The following is a 16239-nucleotide window of genomic DNA, read 5'->3' as shown; positions in this document are numbered from 1 at the left end:
TCATCCTCCTCGAGTGCACCGACCTGCCACGCTGCAGTGAGGTGCTCCGGTGGTTGCGGTCGTCTGTGCTTCCTCTGTGACCGGCGCAACACTCACGCCGCCGGGCACGACCCTAGGGCCTCCCGCGCCCGCCCGGCCCCCCGGGTCCCGCGCGGGGTCGGGGAAGCCGGGGGCGGGTGTGGTAGGACCACAGGCGCTCCGGCGGCTCAGGCCTCGAGCATGTCCGGGGTCAGGCCGGCCTCGGTGCCCGGCAGCCCGAGCTCCGCGGCGCGCTTGTCGGCCATCCCCAGCAGCCGCCGGATGCGCCCGGCGATCGCGTCCTTGGTCATCGGCGGGTCCGCGAGCTGGCCCAGCTCCTCGAGACTGGCCTGCTTGTGCGCCAGCCGCAGCCGGCCCGCCTGCAGCAGGTGGTCCGGGATGTCGTCGCCGAGCAGCTCCATCGCCCGCTCCACCCGGGCGCCGGCCGCCACCGCCGCGCGCGCCGAGCGGCGCAGGTTGGCGTCGTCGAAGTTGGCCAGGCGGTTGGCCGTGGCGCGGACCTCGCGGCGCATCCGCCGCTCCTCCCACGTCATGACCGCGTCGTGGGCCCCCAGGCGCGTCAGCAGCGCCGCGATCGCGTCGCCGTCGCGCAGCACCACGCGGTCCACCCCGCGCACCTCCCGCGCCTTGGCCTGCAGCTGCAGGCGCCGGGCCGCCCCGACGAGGGCCAGGGCGGCCTCCGGGCCGGGGCAGGTGACCTCCAGCGCGGCGGAGCGGCCGGGCTCGGTGAGGGAGCCGTGGGCGAGGAAGGCCCCGCGCCAGGCCGCCTCGGCGTCGCAGGCGGAGGCGGAGACGATCTGGGAGGGCAGGCCCCGCACCGGCCGGCCACGGGTGTCCAGCAGGCCCGTCTGCCGGGCCAGGGACTCCCCGTCGCGCACCACCCGCACCACGTAGCGGGTGCCGCGCCGCAGGCCGCCGGGCTGCAGCACGACCACGTCGCTGGGGTGGCCGAACACCTCGGCCACGTCCCGCCGCAGCCGCCGAGCCGTCGAGGCGGAGTCCAGCTCGGCCTCGATGACGATGCGCCCGGAGACGATGTGCAGCCCGCCGGCGAAGCGCAGCATCGCCGAGACCTCGGCCTTGCGACAGCAGGACCTGGTCACCGGCAGCCGGCTCAGCTCGTCCTTGACCGCCGCCGTCAGTGCCATGGGCCCCATCCTCGCACCGCGGGCGGTGCGCCCGGTGACCGCTCCGCCGCCCGCAGGGGCGCCCGCACTGCCTTCCTGACCACCGTTCCTCACCGGTCCTCCCGGACGTCTGAGAAGGTCGAGCTGAACACGTCACGGTAGGCCGCGGCGAGCCGGAGCGCGTCGTGGCGCGGCGTGCCGTCGCCGAGGGAGACCTGCCGCAGCAGCAGCCGCGCCCCCAGCGAACCCGCCACCCGTGACAGGGACATCGGATCCTCCACCGCGACGGGGTCGGCGAGGACCGCGTCCAGGTGCAGGTCCGGGGCGTGCGCGGCGAGCACCTCCAGGTGCGCCTCCGCGGAGAAGCCGTCCGTCTCCCCCGGCTGGGCGGCCAGGTTCAGGGTCACGCAGCGCCGGGCCCGGGCGCGGTGCAACGCGTCGGCCAGCGCCGGCACCAGCAGGTGCGGCAGCACGCTGGTGAACCAGGACCCCGGCCCGAGCACGATCCAGTCGGCCTCCTCGATGGCCTGCAGGACGTCCTCGTGCACCGGGGGGTCCTCCGGGACCAGCCGCACCCCCGCCACCCGCCCGGTGGTGGTGGCCACGGCCACCTGCCCCCGCACGGGCACCGCGGCGTCGGGATCCGCGGCGTCCAGGCCGAGCACGTCGGCCTCGATGTCCAGGGGCACCGCCGCCATCGGCAGCACCCGCCCGCGCGCGCCGAGCAGCCGCGCGACCCAGTCCAGCCCGGTGACCGGGTCGCCCAGCAGCTGCCACAGGGTGGTGATGAGCAGGTTGCCGGTGGCGTGCTCGTGGAGGCTGCCGTCGGTGTCGAAGCGGTGCTGCAGCACGTCGCGCCAGGTGCGGCCCCACTCCCCGTCGTCGCACAGCGCCGACAGCGCCATCCGCAGGTCCCCGGGGGGCAGGACGCCGAGCTCGCGGCGCAGGCGGCCGGAGGAGCCGCCGTCGTCGGCGACGGTGACGACCGCGGTGAGGCGGTCGGTGACGTGGCGCAGCGCCGACAGCGAGGCGGCGAGGCCGTGGCCGCCCCCGAGCGCGACGACCGCCGGGCTGCGGCGCGCCCCGCCCGGCGCGGGCACGCCGCGGGGCAGGCTGCCGTGGCCGGGCGGCGGCTGCGGCGGGCACGGCGGGGCCGCCGCGCGGGTGGGCGCGGCTCCCGGCGGGGAGGGCTCGGGAGCCGGTGGGGGCGGGGTGCTCACTCGCGCCCCAGGTCCCGGTGCAGGACGCGCACCGGGACGCCGGCGCCGGACAGCCGCGCGCCCAGCTCCTCCGCGAGGGCGACGGAGCGGTGCTTGCCGCCGGTGCAGCCCAGGGCGACGGTGGCGAAGCGCTTGTTCTCCCGCCGGTAGCCCTGCAAGACGGGCTGCAGGGCCTCGGCGTAGCGCTGCAGGAACGGCAGGGCGCCCTCCTGGTCGAGGACGTACTCGGAGACGGGGGCGTCGCGGCCGGTCAGGGGCCGCAGCTCCGGCACCCAGTGCGGGTTCGGCAGGAAGCGGACGTCGGCGACGTGCTCGGCGTCGCTGGGGGTGCCGTACTTGAAGCCGAACGACATCACCGTCACCCGCAGCTCCTCGGGGCGGTCGCCCTCGAAGAGTGCCGCGACCTTCGCGCCGAGCTGGTGCACGTTGAGGGCGGAGGTGTCGAAGACGACGTCGGCGCGGGCGCGCAGGTCGCTGGTGAGCTCCCGCTCGTGCGCGATGCCGTCGACGATGCGGCCGTCGCCCTGCAGCGGGTGGGGGCGGCGCACCGACTCGAACCGGCGCACCAGGACGTCGTCGGAGGAGTCGAGGAAGACGATGCGCGGGGAGACGTGGCGGGTGTCCAGCATCGCCAGGGCGCCCTGCAGCTCCAGGAAGAAGGAGCGGCCCCGCACGTCGACGACGACGGCGATGCGCGGCACGGAGAGCCCGGCGCGCGCGGCCAGCTCGGCCAGCGGCTCCAGCATCTGCGGGGGGAGGTTGTCGACGACGTACCAGCCGAGGTCCTCCAGCGCCTTGGCGGCGGTGGAGCGCCCGGCACCGGACATGCCGGTGATGATGAGCAGCTCGGGACGGACGTGCGCCGGGGTCTCCGGCTCGGTTGCCTCGTGCACGGGGCCATCCTGCCAGCCGGAGCATCACACCGCTGTAACACCCCGCGACCGAACGGATGCGCACAGCGAGAGCGAGGGGAAGATCCCCTCAGTCGAGCAGCTCACCGGTGGCGGTGTTGACCGCCGGCTCCCCCGTGCCCGCCGCCGGGGCCCGCAGCGCCTCGACGATGACCGCCGCCGTGCGCGGGCCGATGCCGGGCACCGCCTGCACCTCCTCCACGCCGGCGGCGCGCAGCCGCTTCAGGGAGCCGAAGTGCTTCAGCAGGGCCGCGCGCCGGGTGGCCCCGAGACCGGGGACGTCGTCGAGGGCGCTGGCGGTCATGACCTTGCTGCGCTTGGCCCGGTGGTAGGTGATGGCGAAGCGGTGCGCCTCGTCGCGCACCCGCTGCAGCAGGTAGAGGCCCTGGCTCGTGCGGGGCAGCACGAGCGGGTGCTCCTCCCCCGGCAGCCACACCTCCTCCAGCCGCTTGGCGAGGCCGCACAGGGCCACGTCCACCACGCCCAGCTCGGCCAGCGCCCGCGCGGCCGCCTCGACCTGCGGCTGCCCGCCGTCGACGACGACGAGGTTGGGGGCGTAGGCGAAGCGGCGCGGGCGCCCCGTCTCCGGGTCGATGCCCGCGAGCACGCCGTCGCGCGCCGCGTCGCCGTCCGCCGCGCCACCGTCCGCCGCGCCACCGCCCGCCGCGCCCAGGACGTCCGCGGAGTCCTCGTCGCCGCCCGGGACGTCGGCCGCGCCCGGCGCCCGCTCCGCGGCCATCCGGCGGAACCGGCGGGTCAGCACCTCCCGCATCGCGGCGGTGTCGTCGAGGCCGCCCTCCCCGCGCACCGCGAAGCGGCGGTAGTCGGCCTTCTTCGGCAGCCCGTCCTCGAACACCACCATCGACGCCACGACGTTGGTCTCCTGCGTGTGGGAGACGTCGAAGCACTCGATGCGCAGCGGCGCCTCGTCCAGGCCGAGCGCCTCCTGCAGCTCCGCCAGCGCCAGGCCGCGGGTGGTCAGGTCGCCCCCGCGGCGGGTCTTGTGCAGGGCCAGCGCCTGCGTCGCGTTGCGTTGCACCGTGTCCATCAGCGAGCGCTTGTCCCCGCGCTGCGGCACGCGCAGCTCCACCCGCGAGCCGCGCAGCTGGGACAGCCAGTCCTCCACGTCCCCCTCGACGGTGGCGGGCAGGTGCGGCACGAGAACCTCGCGCGGCACCGCCTCCCCGGCCTCCGCGCCGTAGACCTGCAGCAGCAGCTGCTCCACCAGCTCCGGCGGGCCGACGTCCTCGACCTTCTCCACCACCCAGCCGCGCTGGCCCCGCACCCGCCCGCCGCGGACGTGGAAGACCTGGACGGCCGCCTCCAGCTCGTCCTCGGCGATGCCGAACACGTCGGCGTCGGTGGCGTCGGGCAGCACGACCGCGCTCTTCTCCAGCGCCCGCTGCAGCGCGGCGACGTCGTCGCGCAACCGGGCGGCGCGCTCGAAGTCCAGCTCGGCGGCGGCCTCGCGCATCTGCTGCTCCAGCCGCCGCACGTAGCGGGACGTCTGCCCCGCCATGAAGTCGCAGAAGTCGCGGGCGAGGCCCTTGTGCTCCTCGGCGTCGACCCGCCCGACGCAGGGCGCGGCGCACTTGTCGATGTAGCCGAGCAGGCAGGGGCGGCCCGAGGCCCTCGCCCGCTTGAACACGCCGGTGGAGCAGGTGCGCACCGGGAAGACGCGCAGCAGCAGGTCCACGGTGTCGCGGATGGCCCAGGCGTGGGTGTAGGGGCCGAAGTAGCGGGTGCCCTTGCGCTTGGCGCCGCGCAGCACCTGCACGCGGGGGAACTCCTCGCCCATCGTGACCGCGAGGTAGGGGTAGGACTTGTCGTCGCGGTACTTGACGTTGAAGCGCGGGTCGTACTCCTTGATCCAGGAGTACTCCAGCTGCAGCGCCTCGACCTCGGTGGAGACCACCGTCCACTCCACGCTCGCCGCTGTCGTCACCATCGTCTGGGTGCGCGGGTGCAGCGCGGAGAGGTCCTGGAAGTAGCTCGCCAGCCGCGAGCGCAGGCTCTTGGCCTTGCCGACGTAGACGACCCGACCGGAGGGGTCGCGGAAGCGGTACACCCCGGGCTCGTCGGGGACCTCACCCGGCTTGGGGCGGTAGGTGGCGGGATCCGGCACCCCCCCAGGCTATGTCGCGCCCCCGACGTCCCCGGCGGCCGAGCGGGACCGGGGCGCGGGCCCTACCCGTCGGGCCGCCGCGGGTCTAGCGTCGAGGAGGTGGACGAGGACTACGACGTGCTCGTCGTCGGCTCGGGCTTCGGCGGCTCGGTCACCGCCCTGCGCCTGAGCGAGAAGGGCTACCGCGTCGGCGTGCTGGAGGCGGGGCGCCGCTTCGCCGACGCGGACCTGCCCGCGACGTCCTGGGACGTGCGGCGCTTCCTGTGGGCCCCGCGCCTGGGCTGCACCGGCATCCAGCGCATCCACGTCCTGCCCGACGTGGTCGTGCTGGCCGGCGCGGGGGTGGGTGGTGGTTCCCTCGTCTACGCGGGCACCCTCTACCGGCCGCAGTCGGACACCTTCTACCGCGATCCGCAGTGGGCGCACCTGGCCGACTGGCGGGAGGAGCTGGCCCCGTTCTACGACCAGGCGGAGCGGATGCTGGGGGTGGTGCCCAGCCGCACCACGACGCCCTGCGACGAGGTGCTGCGCGCGGTGGCGGACGGGATGGGCGCGGGCTGCCGCGTCACCTCGGTGCCGGTCGGGGTGTTCTTCGGCCGCGAGGGGCGGGAGGAACCCGGGGTCCGGGTGGAGGACCCGTACTTCGGCGGCGCCGGCCCGCCCCGCACCGGCTGCCTGCAGTGCGGGGAGTGCATGAGCGGCTGCCGGCACGGCGCCAAGAACACCCTGGTGAAGAACTACCTGCACCTGGCGGAGCGGGCCGGGGCGCGGGTGCACCCCCTGACGGCGGCCGTGGCGCTGCGCCCGCGTCCGGGCGGCGGCTACGCCGTGGACGCGGTGCCCCCGGGCGCCCGGCGCTGCGGCCGCGCGGCGCGGACGTTCACCGCGCGGCACGTGGTGCTGGCCGCCGGCACCTGGGGCACCCAGTTCCTCCTGCACCGGATGCGGGCCGAGGGGCACCTGCCGCGGTTGTCGCCGCGGCTGGGGGCGCTGACGCGGACGAACTCGGAGTCGATCGGCGGGGTCAGCGTGCGCTGGCGCGACCGCCGCGGCCGCGACTTCACCCGGGGCACCGCCATCACGAGCGCCCTGGACCTCGACGAGCACACCCGGGTGGAGTTCGTGCGCTACGGGCACGGCTCCAACGCCATGGGGCTGCTGCAGACCGTGCTGACCGACGGGGGCGGGCGGTTGCCCCGCTGGGTGGCGTGGCTGGTGCAGGTGCTGCGGCACCCCGGCCTGCTCGTCTCCCACCTCGCGGGCCTGCGGCACTGGTCGGAGCGCACGATCATCAGCCTGGTCATGCAGAGCCACGACAACTCGATCACCGTGCGCGGCACCCGCACCCGCCTGGGGCGCTTCGCGCTGACGTCGGGGCCGGGCCACGGGCCGCCGAACCCGACGTGGATCCCCGCCGCCGCCGACGTGCTGCGCCGCACCGCCGCGCTCGTGGGCGGCTACCCCAGCGGCAACGCCGGGGAGGTCCTCGACGCCCCGATGACCGCGCACTTCCTCGGCGGCTGCGCGATCGGCGGCTCCCCCGAGCACGGGGTGGTCGACGCCTACCACCGCGTCTTCGGCCACCCCGGCCTGCACGTCGTCGACGGCTCCGCGGTCTGCGCGAACCTGGGCGTCAACCCGTCGCTGACCATCGCGGCGCAGGCCGAGCGCGCGGCCGCGTTCTGGCCGAACCGGGGCGAGGCGGACCCGCGCCCGCCGCTGGGTGCGCCCTACCGGCGGCTCCCGCCCGTCGCGCCGCACCGCCCGGCCGTGCCCGCGCACGCCCCGACCGCGCTGCGCCTGCGGCCCGCCGGCCCTCACGCCGGCGCCGGAACCCGCCCCCCGTCCGCCGGCTGAGCGGCCTCCCGCGGCGGCACGGAGTGCGAGGCCCGGATGCGGGCGGCGTAGGCGCTGCGCTCGCGGGCCCAGCGCGACGCGTCCCAGCCCAGCTCCTCGGCGCAGAGCGCACCCACCCGGTCCAGCACCTCCGCACCCCCGAACGGCAGCAGCAGGCCGAGGCGGGTGCGGCGCAGCATCAGGTCCTGCAGGGAGTTCACCGCCTCGCAGCGCAGCGACCAGCGGACCTCCGCCCACGTGGTGGGCGTGGCCGCCACGAACTCGCGGTCCTCCTCGTGCGCCGCGGCGAGGACCGCACCGGCCTCCGCGCCGAAGCGGGCGCCGAGGCGACCGGCGGGCTGCACACCCGGCGGCGGCCCGGCGGGCGCGGGAGCGCGCCCGGGAGTGGGCAGGTGCGGCGCCGCGGCCGCCAGCACGTCACGCGCCAGCACCCGGAACGTCGTCAGCTTCCCGCCCGCGGCCGTCAGCAGGCCTTCCTCCTCCCACACCGCGTGACCGCGGGACTCGTCCCAGGACGCCACCGCGCCGGAGGAGACGACGGGGCGGATCCCGCTCCACGTGGAGACCACGTCGGCGGCCGTCAGCTCCAGCGACCGGAAGGGCCCCTGCAGGCACTCCAGGAGGTAGTCGACCTCGTCGGCGCTGGCGCACGGCTCGCCGTCGGGCACCTCGCCGTGGTCGATGTCGGTGGTGCCGACGAGGGTGGCGCCCTCCCACGGCACGACGCTGACGTGGCGGCCGTCGCGGGGGGAGACGACGTTGACGGCCATCGCCAGCGGGAAGCGCCACTCGGGCAGGAGGAGGTGACTGCCGCGGACGGGGCGCATCCGGGCCGGCGCCCCCACCTGCCCGCGCAGCCGGTCCGCCCACGCCCCGGTGGCGTTGACCACCACCGCCGCCTCCAGCTCCGCCTCCCGGCCCGTCAGCCGGTCCACCACCTGCACGCCGCAGACCCTGCCGTCGCGGCGGAGCAGGCCGGCGACGCGGACGGCGTTGAGCGCCGCGCCCCCGGCGCCCACCGCCTCGCGCAGCACCCGCAGGACCAGCCGCGCGTCGTCGGTCTGCGCCTCCCGGTAGCGCAGGCCGCCGCGCAGCCCGCGCCGCCGCAGCGGGGGCACGAGGAGGCGGACCTCCTGGGCGTCGACGGCGTGGCGGTGCAGGCGGCCCTCGAGGGCGTCGTAGGCGCCGAGCGCGCTGCGGTACGCCAGCCACCGGGCGGCCTGCCCGTCGTAGAGCGGCAGCAGGACGGGCAGCGGCGCGACGAGGCCGGGGACCTCCCGCACCAGCGCGTCGCGCTCCCGCACGGACTCGCGGGTCACCCCCACCTGCCCGCGGGCCAGGTAGCGCAGCCCGCCGTGGACGAGCTTCGTGGAGCGGCTGGAGGCGCCCCAGGCGAAGTCCTCCTGCTCCAGCAGCACCGCCCGCAGGCCCAGGCGGGCCGCGGCGCGCAGCACCCCCGCCCCGGTGATGCCGCCGCCCACGACGACGACGTCCCACTGCGACTCCAGCCGCGACCAGGTGCGCTCGCGGTGGTCGGGGTCCCACCGCAGCCGGGCCGCCGGGAACTCCCCGTGGCCCCCGGGCACGGCGTGTTCCACCAGGTCGCGTCCCATCGCGACTCCTCTCAGCGCAGGAGCTTGCCCGGGTTGAGCAGGCCGGCCGGGTCGAAGGCCGTCGTCAGGGCCGCCAGCGCCGCCATGCCGAGCGGGCCCTTCTCGGCGGGCAGGGCGTCGCGGTGGTCGAGGCCGACGCCGTGCTGGTGGCTGAGGGTGCCGCCGCCCTCGGCGATGGCGCGCAGGGCGGCGGCCTTGAGCCGGGCCCAGCGCTGCAGCGTCTCCGCCGGGTCGGGGCAGAGGCGGAAGACGAACGTCGTGTAGACGCTGGAGCCGCTGCGGTAGACGTGGGACAGGTGCGTGCCGACGTGCACCCGCTCCTCCAGCGCGCCGTGCAGGGCCGCCTCCAGCCGCTCCACCAGACCCGGCACCGACGACCACACCGCCGCCGTCTCCACGGTGTCCACGCCGTAGCCGCGCTCCCACAGGTGGTTGCGCAGGTACGGGGCGGAGAACCGCCCGCGCTGCCAGCTGCGACCGATGGGCGTGCCCGCGCCGACACCGCCGGCGGCGCGCACCACGTGCGTCACGTGCCGGCGCGCGCTGCGGACGGTGCCCGCGCCGCCCGTGACCCCGAAGAGCAGCAGGCAGCGCTGACCGCCGAGGCGGCGCAGGTCCAGCGCGGCCGCCATCGCCCGCCCGGCGCGTCCGCCCATCAGCAGGGAGGCGGCCGTCTCCGCGGGCGTGCTCAGCCGGACCATCGACAGGGGCGTGCCGTCCTGCACGAGGGTCCGCGCGACCGTCACGGCGCTGTCCCAGCTGGGCAGGAACGCGCCGGCCACGACGTCGGCCTCGGGCAGCCGGCGCACCCGCACGGTCACGTCGGTGAGGATCCCCAGGCGCCCCTCCGAGCCCAGCACCGCCTGGCGCAGGTCCGGTCCGGCGGCGGAGGCCGGGAAGGGCTGCAGCTCCAGGGTCCCCGCCGGTGCCTCCAGGCGCCCGCCGGCGAAGAGGTCCTCGATGCGGCCGAAGCCGAGGGACTGCTGGCCGCTGGAGCGGGTGGCGACCCAGCCGCCCAGCGTGGAGCGCTCGAAGGACTGCGGGTAGTGGCCGAGGGTGTGGCCGTGCGCCCGCAGCCGCGCCTCCACCTGCGGGCCCGCCACGCCCGCGCCGAACGTGGCGAGGCGGGAGTGCTCGTCGAGGGCGTGCAGCTGCTGCATGCGCCGGACGTCGACGGTGAGGACGGGCGCGTCGCCCGGGGGTGCGGAGATGCCGCCGACGACGCTGGTGCCGCCGCCGTAGGGCACGACCACCGCACCGGCGGCCGACGCCCGTTCCAGCAGGGCCCGGACCTCCGCGGCCGAGGACGGGTGGGCCACCGCGTCGGGCAGGGTGCCCAGCTGCCCCGAGCGCAGCGCGACGAGGTCGGGGAAGCTCTGCCCGCGCGCGTGCAGGACCCGGTCGAGGGCGTCGGTGGAGAACCCGTCCCCGGCGGGCAGCCGCGGCGGCGGGGCGGCGCCCAGCACGTCGGCCAGCAGCGCGTCCTGGGGTGGTGTGCCGGGGCCCAGCTCGTGCAGCAGCAGGCCGGGCAGGGCCGCGGGCAGCGCGACGTCGTGGTCCGGGTCGCCCCAGCCGTTCCAGCGCTCCACGTCGCGGCCCCTCTCCCCGGCCCCTGCTGCGGTGCCGGGCCTAGCGCAGGTCGATGCAGGCCAGCCGGGCTCCGGCGGTGCCGGCCCGGCCCGGCTCGGTGTGGGTGTGCTGCGCGTGCAGCACCAGGGAGGCGGGCACCTCGCGGTAGGACCACGGGTTGGAGGCGCGGACGACCGCCCGGCCGCGGGCGTCGGTGTGCAGGTCGAGCCACACCTCGTTGACGGGGTTGGCGTAGGCGGGGTCGACGGACGGCACCGCCGGGTCGGGGACCTGCTGGTAGTGCGGGCCGGAGGCGGCGGGCAGGGCACCGCAGGGGCTGACGTGCAGGTGGGCGCCGTAGGCGCGGTCCGGCAGGAGGCCGCGCACGGACAGCCTCGTGCGGGTGCGCTCGGCCGGGGCGACCGAGACGGAGACCACGCGGGCGCGCGCACCGGCGGGCACCAGCGCGGGGTCGTAGGTCCACGCGCCGCCCGTGCCCGAGGGGTCGAAGCTGCCCGCGGCGTGCAGCACGACGACCTGCCCGTCCCCGACGTCGGCCGAGGCGGGGGCCGTGCCCAGGACGGTGACGGCGAGGGCGGCCACGGCGGTGACGGCGGCGGTGTGCGGGGTCCTCACGGGGGCTCCTCCTCGCGGACGGGGTGCGGGCGTGCGGATCGGGTGCGGACGTCCAGCCTCCTCCGGCGGGAGGGCGCGGTCCACCCCTTCGGGCGGTTCAGCCGGTGAGCTCGCGCAGCGCGGCGGCGGTGGGGCCGTCGGCGGGGAAGAACGACTCCACGGCCAGCTCGGCGAGCGTGACGTCCAGCGGCGTGCCGAAGACGGAGGTGGCGCTGAGCAGGGACAGCTCCCGGCCCCGGGCCCGCATCCGCAGCGGCACGACGACGGAGCCCGCGGGCGGCTCGGCCTCACCGCCGGGGTACGCGCGCAGCTCGGCCAGCAGCTGCGCGAGGACGGGGCTGGCGGTGGCCTGCGCCTGCCGGGCGAGGCGGTGCAGCAGGTGCGAGCGCCACTCGGGGAGGTTGCCGATGTGCGGGGCGAGACCGTCGGGGTGCAGGGACAGGCGCAGGACGTTGACGGGCGGCTCCAGCAGGGCGGGTGCGGCCGCCTCGACGAGGACGGCGACGGCGCGGTTGGCGTCCACGAGGGTCCACTCGGCGTCGACGAGGAGGGCGGGGAACGGGGCGTGGGCGTCGAGCAGGGCCCGCACGGCCTCCAGGCACGGCCGCAGGCGCTCGGAGTGCAGCGGGGAGTCCGGGTGGGCGGGGGCGTGGCCGGCGGCCAGCAGGATGGCGTTGCGCTCCCGCAGGGGCACGGCGAGCGCCTCGCACAGGCGCAGGACCATCTCGGCGGTGGGCCGGGAGCGGCCCGTCTCGACGCAGCTGAGGTGCCGGGTGGACACGCCGGTGGCGGCGGAGAGGCCGAGCTGGCTGAGGTGGCGGCGCTCGCGCCACGCGCGCAGCAGGCTCCCGGCGATGGGCGCGCCTGCGCCGGGAGCCGGGGCGGTGGGGCGGGCGACCGCGAGCGAGGTCATGGCGAGCGAGCGTAGGCACCCGCCGCCGCCGCGGCCATGACCTCGGAGGTCATCGACCGCGGCCACCGCGCCGCGCGAGCGTGGCGTCGACAGCTCGACACGCGCACGAGATCGAGGAGACCCGCCGTGACCGCCTATGCCCTCGGCCACCTGCACACCACGTCCGCCCACCCCGACATCGCCGAGTACCTGGACCGCATCCAGGCCACCCTCGACCCGCACGGCGGGCGCTTCCTCGTCCACGGGGCGCCCCCGCAGGTCCTGGAGGGCGAGTGGCCCGGGGTGCTGGTCCTGCTGGAGTTCCCCGACGCCGCCGCCGCGCGGGCGTGGTACTCCTCCCCCGGCTACCGGGCGATCCTGCCGCTGCGGACGCGGCACCTGCGGGCGGACGTCCTCGTCGTCGAAGGGGTGGCGCCCGGCTACGAGGCGGCGCACCTGGCGGCCGCGATGCGCGCCGGGGCCCCCACCTGAGGGGCCCGGCGCGGGAGCGGCGAGGCGCGGGTCAGACCGGCTCGACGCCGAAGGCCTCCGCGAGCATCGTGATCCGCCGGGCGCGGCCGATGCGGGGCAGGTCGCTGCCGTCGCGGACGATGCCGCCGGACTCCTCGAAGGCGCGCAGGACGTCGCGCGCCCACGCGGCGTCGGTGCCGGTGGGGCTCATGACCTCGTTGATGACGGGTGCCTGCGCGAGGTCGAGGCAGAGCTTGCCGGTCATGCCGAGGGAGACGGCCACGGCGGACTGCTCGCGCAGCTCGGGCAGTCCGCCGCCGACGGTGGGACCGTCGACGGGACCGGGCAGGCCGCCGATGCGGCTGGCGGTGACGAGGCGGCTGCGGGGGTAGGCCATGGCGAGGGCGTCGGCGCTGGCACCGGTGTCGCGGCGGTAGTCGCCGGAGCCGAAGGCGAGGCGGAAGACGCCGCGGGCGGTGGCGATGTCGCGGGCGTCCTCGATGCCGAGGGCGGACTCCACGAGGGCGACGACGGGCGTGCTCCCGCCGAGGGCGGCGGCGGTCTCCTCCACCTGCTCGCCGGCCTCGGTCTTGGCGAGCATCACGCCGGTCAGGCCGGGGGCGTCGCGCAGGCCGGCGACGTCCTCGGCCCAGAACGGGGAGGTGCGGTCGTTGATGCGCACCCAGCCCTGGCCGCTGTCGCGCAGCCAGCGCAGGACGTCCTCGCGCGCGGATCCCTTGCGGCTGGGGTCGACCGCGTCCTCGAGGTCGAGCACGACCGCGTCGGTGCGCGAGGCCAGCGCCGCGTCGAAGCGGTCGGGGGCGGTGGCGGGCACGAGCAGCCAGGTGCGGGCGAAGCGGGGTTCCACGGTGCGGGGCACGGCTGGTGGGTCCTTCCGGTGGGGCTGGGTCGGGGCGCCCGGCCGGGCGGTGCCGGGCGGGCGCGCAGCGGCGGTGCCGTTCGAGTCTGGCGCAGGCGGGGCGGGCGTGCCCTGTTCGTGGCGCGGATCACCCGTGGCGCGGATCACCTCACGGGGGTCCCGCCGCGGGGATCAGCCCGGGTGGGGATCCCCGGTGCTGCGCGGCATCGACGGGTGCAGGGTGCGGGCGGGCCCGCGCCGGTAGAGCTGGGCGGGCCGGCCGCCGTCGCGGGTGGTGCTGTGCCCGGTGGGTTCGAGGAAGCCGTCCGCGCCGGTGACCTTGCGGTGGAAGTTGCGCGGGTCCAGCGGGGTGCCCCACACCGCCTCGTAGACGCGGCGCAGTTCCGCGACGGTGAACTCCTCGGGGCAGAAGGCCGCCGCGAGGGGGGTGTACTCCAGCTTCGCGCGGGCGCGCTCGAGCCCGTCGCGCAGCAGCCGGTCGTGGTCGAAGGCCAGGGCCGCGGCGAGGGCGTCGTCGACGGGGACGAAGGAGGCCGAGGCGGCGTCGGTGCCGGCGACGGGACTGGGCAGGTCGGGGGCCAGGGCGAGGTAGCAGATGGTCACGACACGCATGCGGGGGTCGCGGCCGGGGGTGCCGTAGGTGGCGAGCTGCTCGAGGTGCACGCAGTCGTGCGGCAGTCCGGTCTCCTCGGCGAGTTCGCGCGCCGCGGCGGCCGGCAGGTCCTCGTCGGGGCGCAGGAACCCGCCGGGCAGCGCGAGGCGGCCGCGGTGGGGGGCCTCGCCGCGTTCGACGAGGAGCACGGCGAGGCGACCCGCCCGCACGGTGAGGACGACGAGGTCGACGGTGACCGCGACGGACGGGAAGGCGGCGGGGTCGTAGGGCTGCGGCACTCCGCAACCCTAGCCCGTTGTCGTCGGGTTGACGACAACGGACCGGCCTGCTTATCGTCATCTCGACGAAAGAGGAGGGCCCCGATGGCCGACATCACCCGCTACCCGTTCCTGCGCCACCTGCGCGGAACCCCCACCGCCCACGTCGAGCACACGCGCCGGGGCCGGCGCGTGCACTCCGGAGTGGCGCAGTCCTTCTGGTTCCGCCCCCTCACCGCCGTCCTCTCCGAGGTGCCGGTGGACGACCGCGAACTGCCCCTGCTGTTCCACGCCCGCACCGCCGACTTCCAGGACGTCACCGTCCAGGCCACGGTCACCTTCCGCATCGTCCAGCCCGACCTCGCCGCGTCCCGACTGGACTTCTCCCTCGACCCCGCCACCGGCCGCTGGCGCGGCGCACCGCTGGAACAGCTGGCGACCCTGCTGACCGAGACCGCGCAGCAGCACGTCCTCGACGCCCTCGCCCGCCGCCCCCTGCGCGACGTCCTCGTCACCGGCGTCGCCCTGGCCCGCGAGCAGATCGGCACCGGCCTCGGCGCCGACACCCGCCTCGCCCAGACCGGCGTGGCCGTCCTCGACGTCCGGGTCGTCGCCGTGCGCCCCACCCCCGAGGTGGAGAAGGCGCTGCGCACCCCCACCCGCGAGCAGCTGCAGGAGGAGGCCGACCGCGCCACCTACGCGCGCCGCGCCCTGGCTGTGGAGCGGGAGCGCGCCATCGGCGAGAACGAGCTGCAGAACCAGATCGAGCTGGCCCGCAGGGAGGAGCAGCTCGTCGCCCAGCGCGGCGCCAACGAGCGGCGCGTCGCGGAGGAGGCGGCCGCCGCCTCCACGGTGCGCACCACCGCGGAGGCCGAGCGGGAGGAGCGCCTCGCCGCCGCCCGCGCCACCGCCCGGCGCCTGACCGGCGAGGCGGACGCCGCGGCCGAGGCCGCCCGGATCGCCGCGCACGCGGACGCCGCCCCGGAGCTGCTGCTCGCGCTGGCCGTGCGGGAGCTCGCCGGCAACCTGCCCGCGATCGGCAGCCTCGTGCTGACCCCCGACGTGCTCACCGGCGCACTGGCCCGGCTCGGCGCGGCACCGGAGCGGGCATGAGCCTCGCACCGCGCGTCGTCCTGGTGCACCGGCGCACCGAGCTGGACGGCCTGCTCGCCCGCCACGGCACCCGCGGGCAGGCGGAGTTCTTCCTCCGCACCCGCGGGCGCACCCTGGCCGAGCTGGACGCCGCGGCGGAGCGCCAGCACGCGGCGCTGACCGCGGTGGCCGCCGCCGTGCCGCTGGACTGGCGCCGCGGCGGCGTGGAGCGGGAGGACCTGCCGCGGTTCCTCTTCGCCCCCGAGGACGTCGTCGTGGTCGTGGGGCAGGACGGCCTCGTCGCCAACGTGGCGAAGTACCTGGACGGCCAGGTGGTGCTCGGCGTCGACCCCGACCCCGGCCGCAACCCCGGGGTGCTCGTCCGGCACCGCCCGCAGGCCGCGGCGAGCCTGCTGCAGCACGCCCTCGCCGCCGACGCGCACGTGGAGCGGCGCACCATGGTGTGCGCGCGCACCGACGACGGCCAGGAGCTGCATGCGCTCAACGAGGTCTTCGCCGGGCACCGCAGCCACCAGACCAGCCGCTACGCCCTCACCGCGGGCGGGCGCTCGGAGGTGCAGGCCTCCAGCGGGGTGCTCGTGGGCACCGGCACCGGCGCCACGGGCTGGTGCGGCTCGCTGGCCCGCCAGGTCGCGGGCTGCACCCTGCCTGCGCCCACGGACGCCTCGCTGGCCTGGTTCGTGCGGGAGGCGTGGCCCTCGCCCGCGACGGGCACCGCCCTGACCGCGGGGACCGTGGCCGCAGGCGACGAGCCGCTCCTGGTCGAGGCCCGCAGCGAGGAGCTGGTCGTCTTCGGCGACGGGCTGGAGGAGGACCGGCTGACCCTGGGGTGGGGGCAGCGCCTCAGCGTGCAGGTCAGCTCCCGCACGCTGCGCCTGCTGCGCTGACCCCCGGCCTCCCGGCGCGGGGACCGCCG

General features: G+C 77.0%; 14 protein-coding genes. 4 read left to right on the top strand and 10 right to left on the bottom strand.

The window, feature by feature from the left end; genetic code table 11:
* Positions 1-206 precede the first annotated feature (206 nt).
* The 4 genes from whiA to uvrC form a co-directional block, all read right to left on the bottom strand.
* A complete protein-coding gene (gene whiA / locus CLV92_RS09100; protein WP_104432484.1) occupies positions 207-1187 on the bottom strand; it encodes a DNA-binding protein WhiA in 981 nt (326 codons plus the stop codon).
* Between the two features lie 89 nt (positions 1188-1276).
* Positions 1277-2278 carry a uridine diphosphate-N-acetylglucosamine-binding protein YvcK gene (locus CLV92_RS09095; protein ID WP_104432575.1) on the bottom strand — a complete coding sequence of 334 codons (1002 nt, stop codon included), beginning with the start codon at positions 2276-2278 and terminating at the stop codon, positions 1277-1279.
* A 104-nt stretch (positions 2279-2382) separates the two neighbouring features.
* Positions 2383-3279, bottom strand: coding sequence for an RNase adapter RapZ (gene rapZ / locus CLV92_RS09090; protein WP_245886621.1), 897 nt, complete (start codon positions 3277-3279; stop codon positions 2383-2385).
* 88 nt (positions 3280-3367) lie between these two features.
* Positions 3368-5422, bottom strand: a complete 2055-nt coding sequence (uvrC, locus tag CLV92_RS09085) for an excinuclease ABC subunit UvrC (RefSeq protein WP_104432483.1) — start codon at positions 5420-5422, stop codon at positions 3368-3370.
* Between the two features lie 99 nt (positions 5423-5521).
* Here uvrC and CLV92_RS09080 point away from each other — a divergent pair, with 99 nt between their 5' ends.
* On the top strand, positions 5522-7279 hold the full coding sequence (locus tag CLV92_RS09080; protein WP_104432482.1) for a GMC oxidoreductase: 1758 nt from the start codon (positions 5522-5524) through the stop codon (positions 7277-7279).
* On the opposite strand, the gene CLV92_RS09075 is transcribed toward CLV92_RS09080, so the two are convergent.
* The 4 genes from CLV92_RS09075 to CLV92_RS09060 all read right to left on the bottom strand — a co-directional run bounded on the left by CLV92_RS09075 (position 7240) and on the right by CLV92_RS09060 (position 12010).
* The gene (locus CLV92_RS09075; RefSeq protein ID WP_104432481.1) at positions 7240-8892 is read right to left on the bottom strand and encodes a glycerol-3-phosphate dehydrogenase/oxidase; all 1653 of its coding nucleotides are present in this window, start codon (positions 8890-8892) and stop codon (positions 7240-7242) included. The two genes, CLV92_RS09080 and CLV92_RS09075, sit on opposite strands and share 40 nt — an antisense overlap.
* Positions 8893-8903: 11 nt before the next feature.
* Entirely contained in the window at positions 8904-10481 is a 1578-nt protein-coding gene (locus tag CLV92_RS09070) for an FAD-binding oxidoreductase (RefSeq protein WP_104432480.1), read from the bottom strand.
* Between the two features lie 40 nt (positions 10482-10521).
* Complete coding sequence (locus CLV92_RS09065) at positions 10522-11097, bottom strand: superoxide dismutase (RefSeq protein WP_104432479.1); 576 nt, start codon at positions 11095-11097, stop codon at positions 10522-10524.
* A gap of 97 nt (positions 11098-11194) precedes the next feature.
* Positions 11195-12010, bottom strand: a complete 816-nt coding sequence (locus CLV92_RS09060) for a helix-turn-helix domain-containing protein (RefSeq protein ID WP_104432478.1) — start codon at positions 12008-12010, stop codon at positions 11195-11197.
* 126 nt (positions 12011-12136) lie between these two features.
* Between CLV92_RS09060 and CLV92_RS09055 the strand changes: the two genes are divergently transcribed.
* Complete coding sequence (locus CLV92_RS09055; protein WP_104432477.1) at positions 12137-12481, top strand: DUF1330 domain-containing protein; 345 nt, start codon at positions 12137-12139, stop codon at positions 12479-12481.
* 31 nt (positions 12482-12512) lie between these two features.
* Here CLV92_RS09055 and CLV92_RS09050 read toward each other — a convergent pair whose 3' ends face one another.
* The gene (locus tag CLV92_RS09050; RefSeq protein WP_104432476.1) at positions 12513-13340 is read right to left on the bottom strand and encodes an HpcH/HpaI aldolase/citrate lyase family protein; all 828 of its coding nucleotides are present in this window, start codon (positions 13338-13340) and stop codon (positions 12513-12515) included.
* 171 nt (positions 13341-13511) lie between these two features.
* Positions 13512-14231 carry an NUDIX hydrolase gene (locus tag CLV92_RS09045; RefSeq protein ID WP_104432475.1) on the bottom strand — a complete coding sequence of 240 codons (720 nt, stop codon included), beginning with the start codon at positions 14229-14231 and terminating at the stop codon, positions 13512-13514.
* Positions 14232-14315: 84 nt separating this feature from the next.
* Here CLV92_RS09045 and CLV92_RS09040 point away from each other — a divergent pair, with 84 nt between their 5' ends.
* Both CLV92_RS09040 and CLV92_RS09035 read left to right on the top strand, forming a co-directional pair.
* Entirely contained in the window at positions 14316-15323 is a 1008-nt protein-coding gene (locus CLV92_RS09040) for an SPFH domain-containing protein (protein WP_104432474.1), read from the top strand.
* Complete coding sequence (locus CLV92_RS09035) at positions 15320-16210, top strand: hypothetical protein (RefSeq protein WP_104432473.1); 891 nt, start codon at positions 15320-15322, stop codon at positions 16208-16210. The genes CLV92_RS09040 and CLV92_RS09035 overlap by 4 nt, the downstream gene beginning before the upstream one ends.
* Positions 16211-16239: the final 29 nt, after the last annotated feature.

Origin of the sequence: Kineococcus xinjiangensis (assembly GCF_002934625.1) — a bacterium.
Lineage (GTDB): Bacteria > Actinomycetota > Actinomycetes > Actinomycetales > Kineococcaceae > Kineococcus_A > Kineococcus_A xinjiangensis.
Note: the sequence above shows the minus strand (reverse complement) of the source record. Positions and strands in the feature narration are given on the sequence as shown.

Bases quoted from the DNA above. Each gene is read 5' to 3' on its own strand.
- CLV92_RS09060 (WP_104432478.1), bottom strand. From the start codon at position 12,010: ATGACCTCGCTCGCGGTCGCCCGCCCCACCGCCCCGGCTCCCGGCGCA.
- whiA (WP_104432484.1), bottom strand. From the start codon at position 1,187: ATGGCACTGACGGCGGCGGTCAAGGACGAGCTGAGCCGGCTGCCGGTG.
- CLV92_RS09040 (WP_104432474.1), top strand. From the start codon at position 14,316: ATGGCCGACATCACCCGCTACCCGTTCCTGCGCCACCTGCGCGGAACC.
- CLV92_RS09035 (WP_104432473.1), top strand. From the start codon at position 15,320: ATGAGCCTCGCACCGCGCGTCGTCCTGGTGCACCGGCGCACCGAGCTG.
- CLV92_RS09075 (WP_104432481.1), bottom strand. From the start codon at position 8,892: ATGGGACGCGACCTGGTGGAACACGCCGTGCCCGGGGGCCACGGGGAG.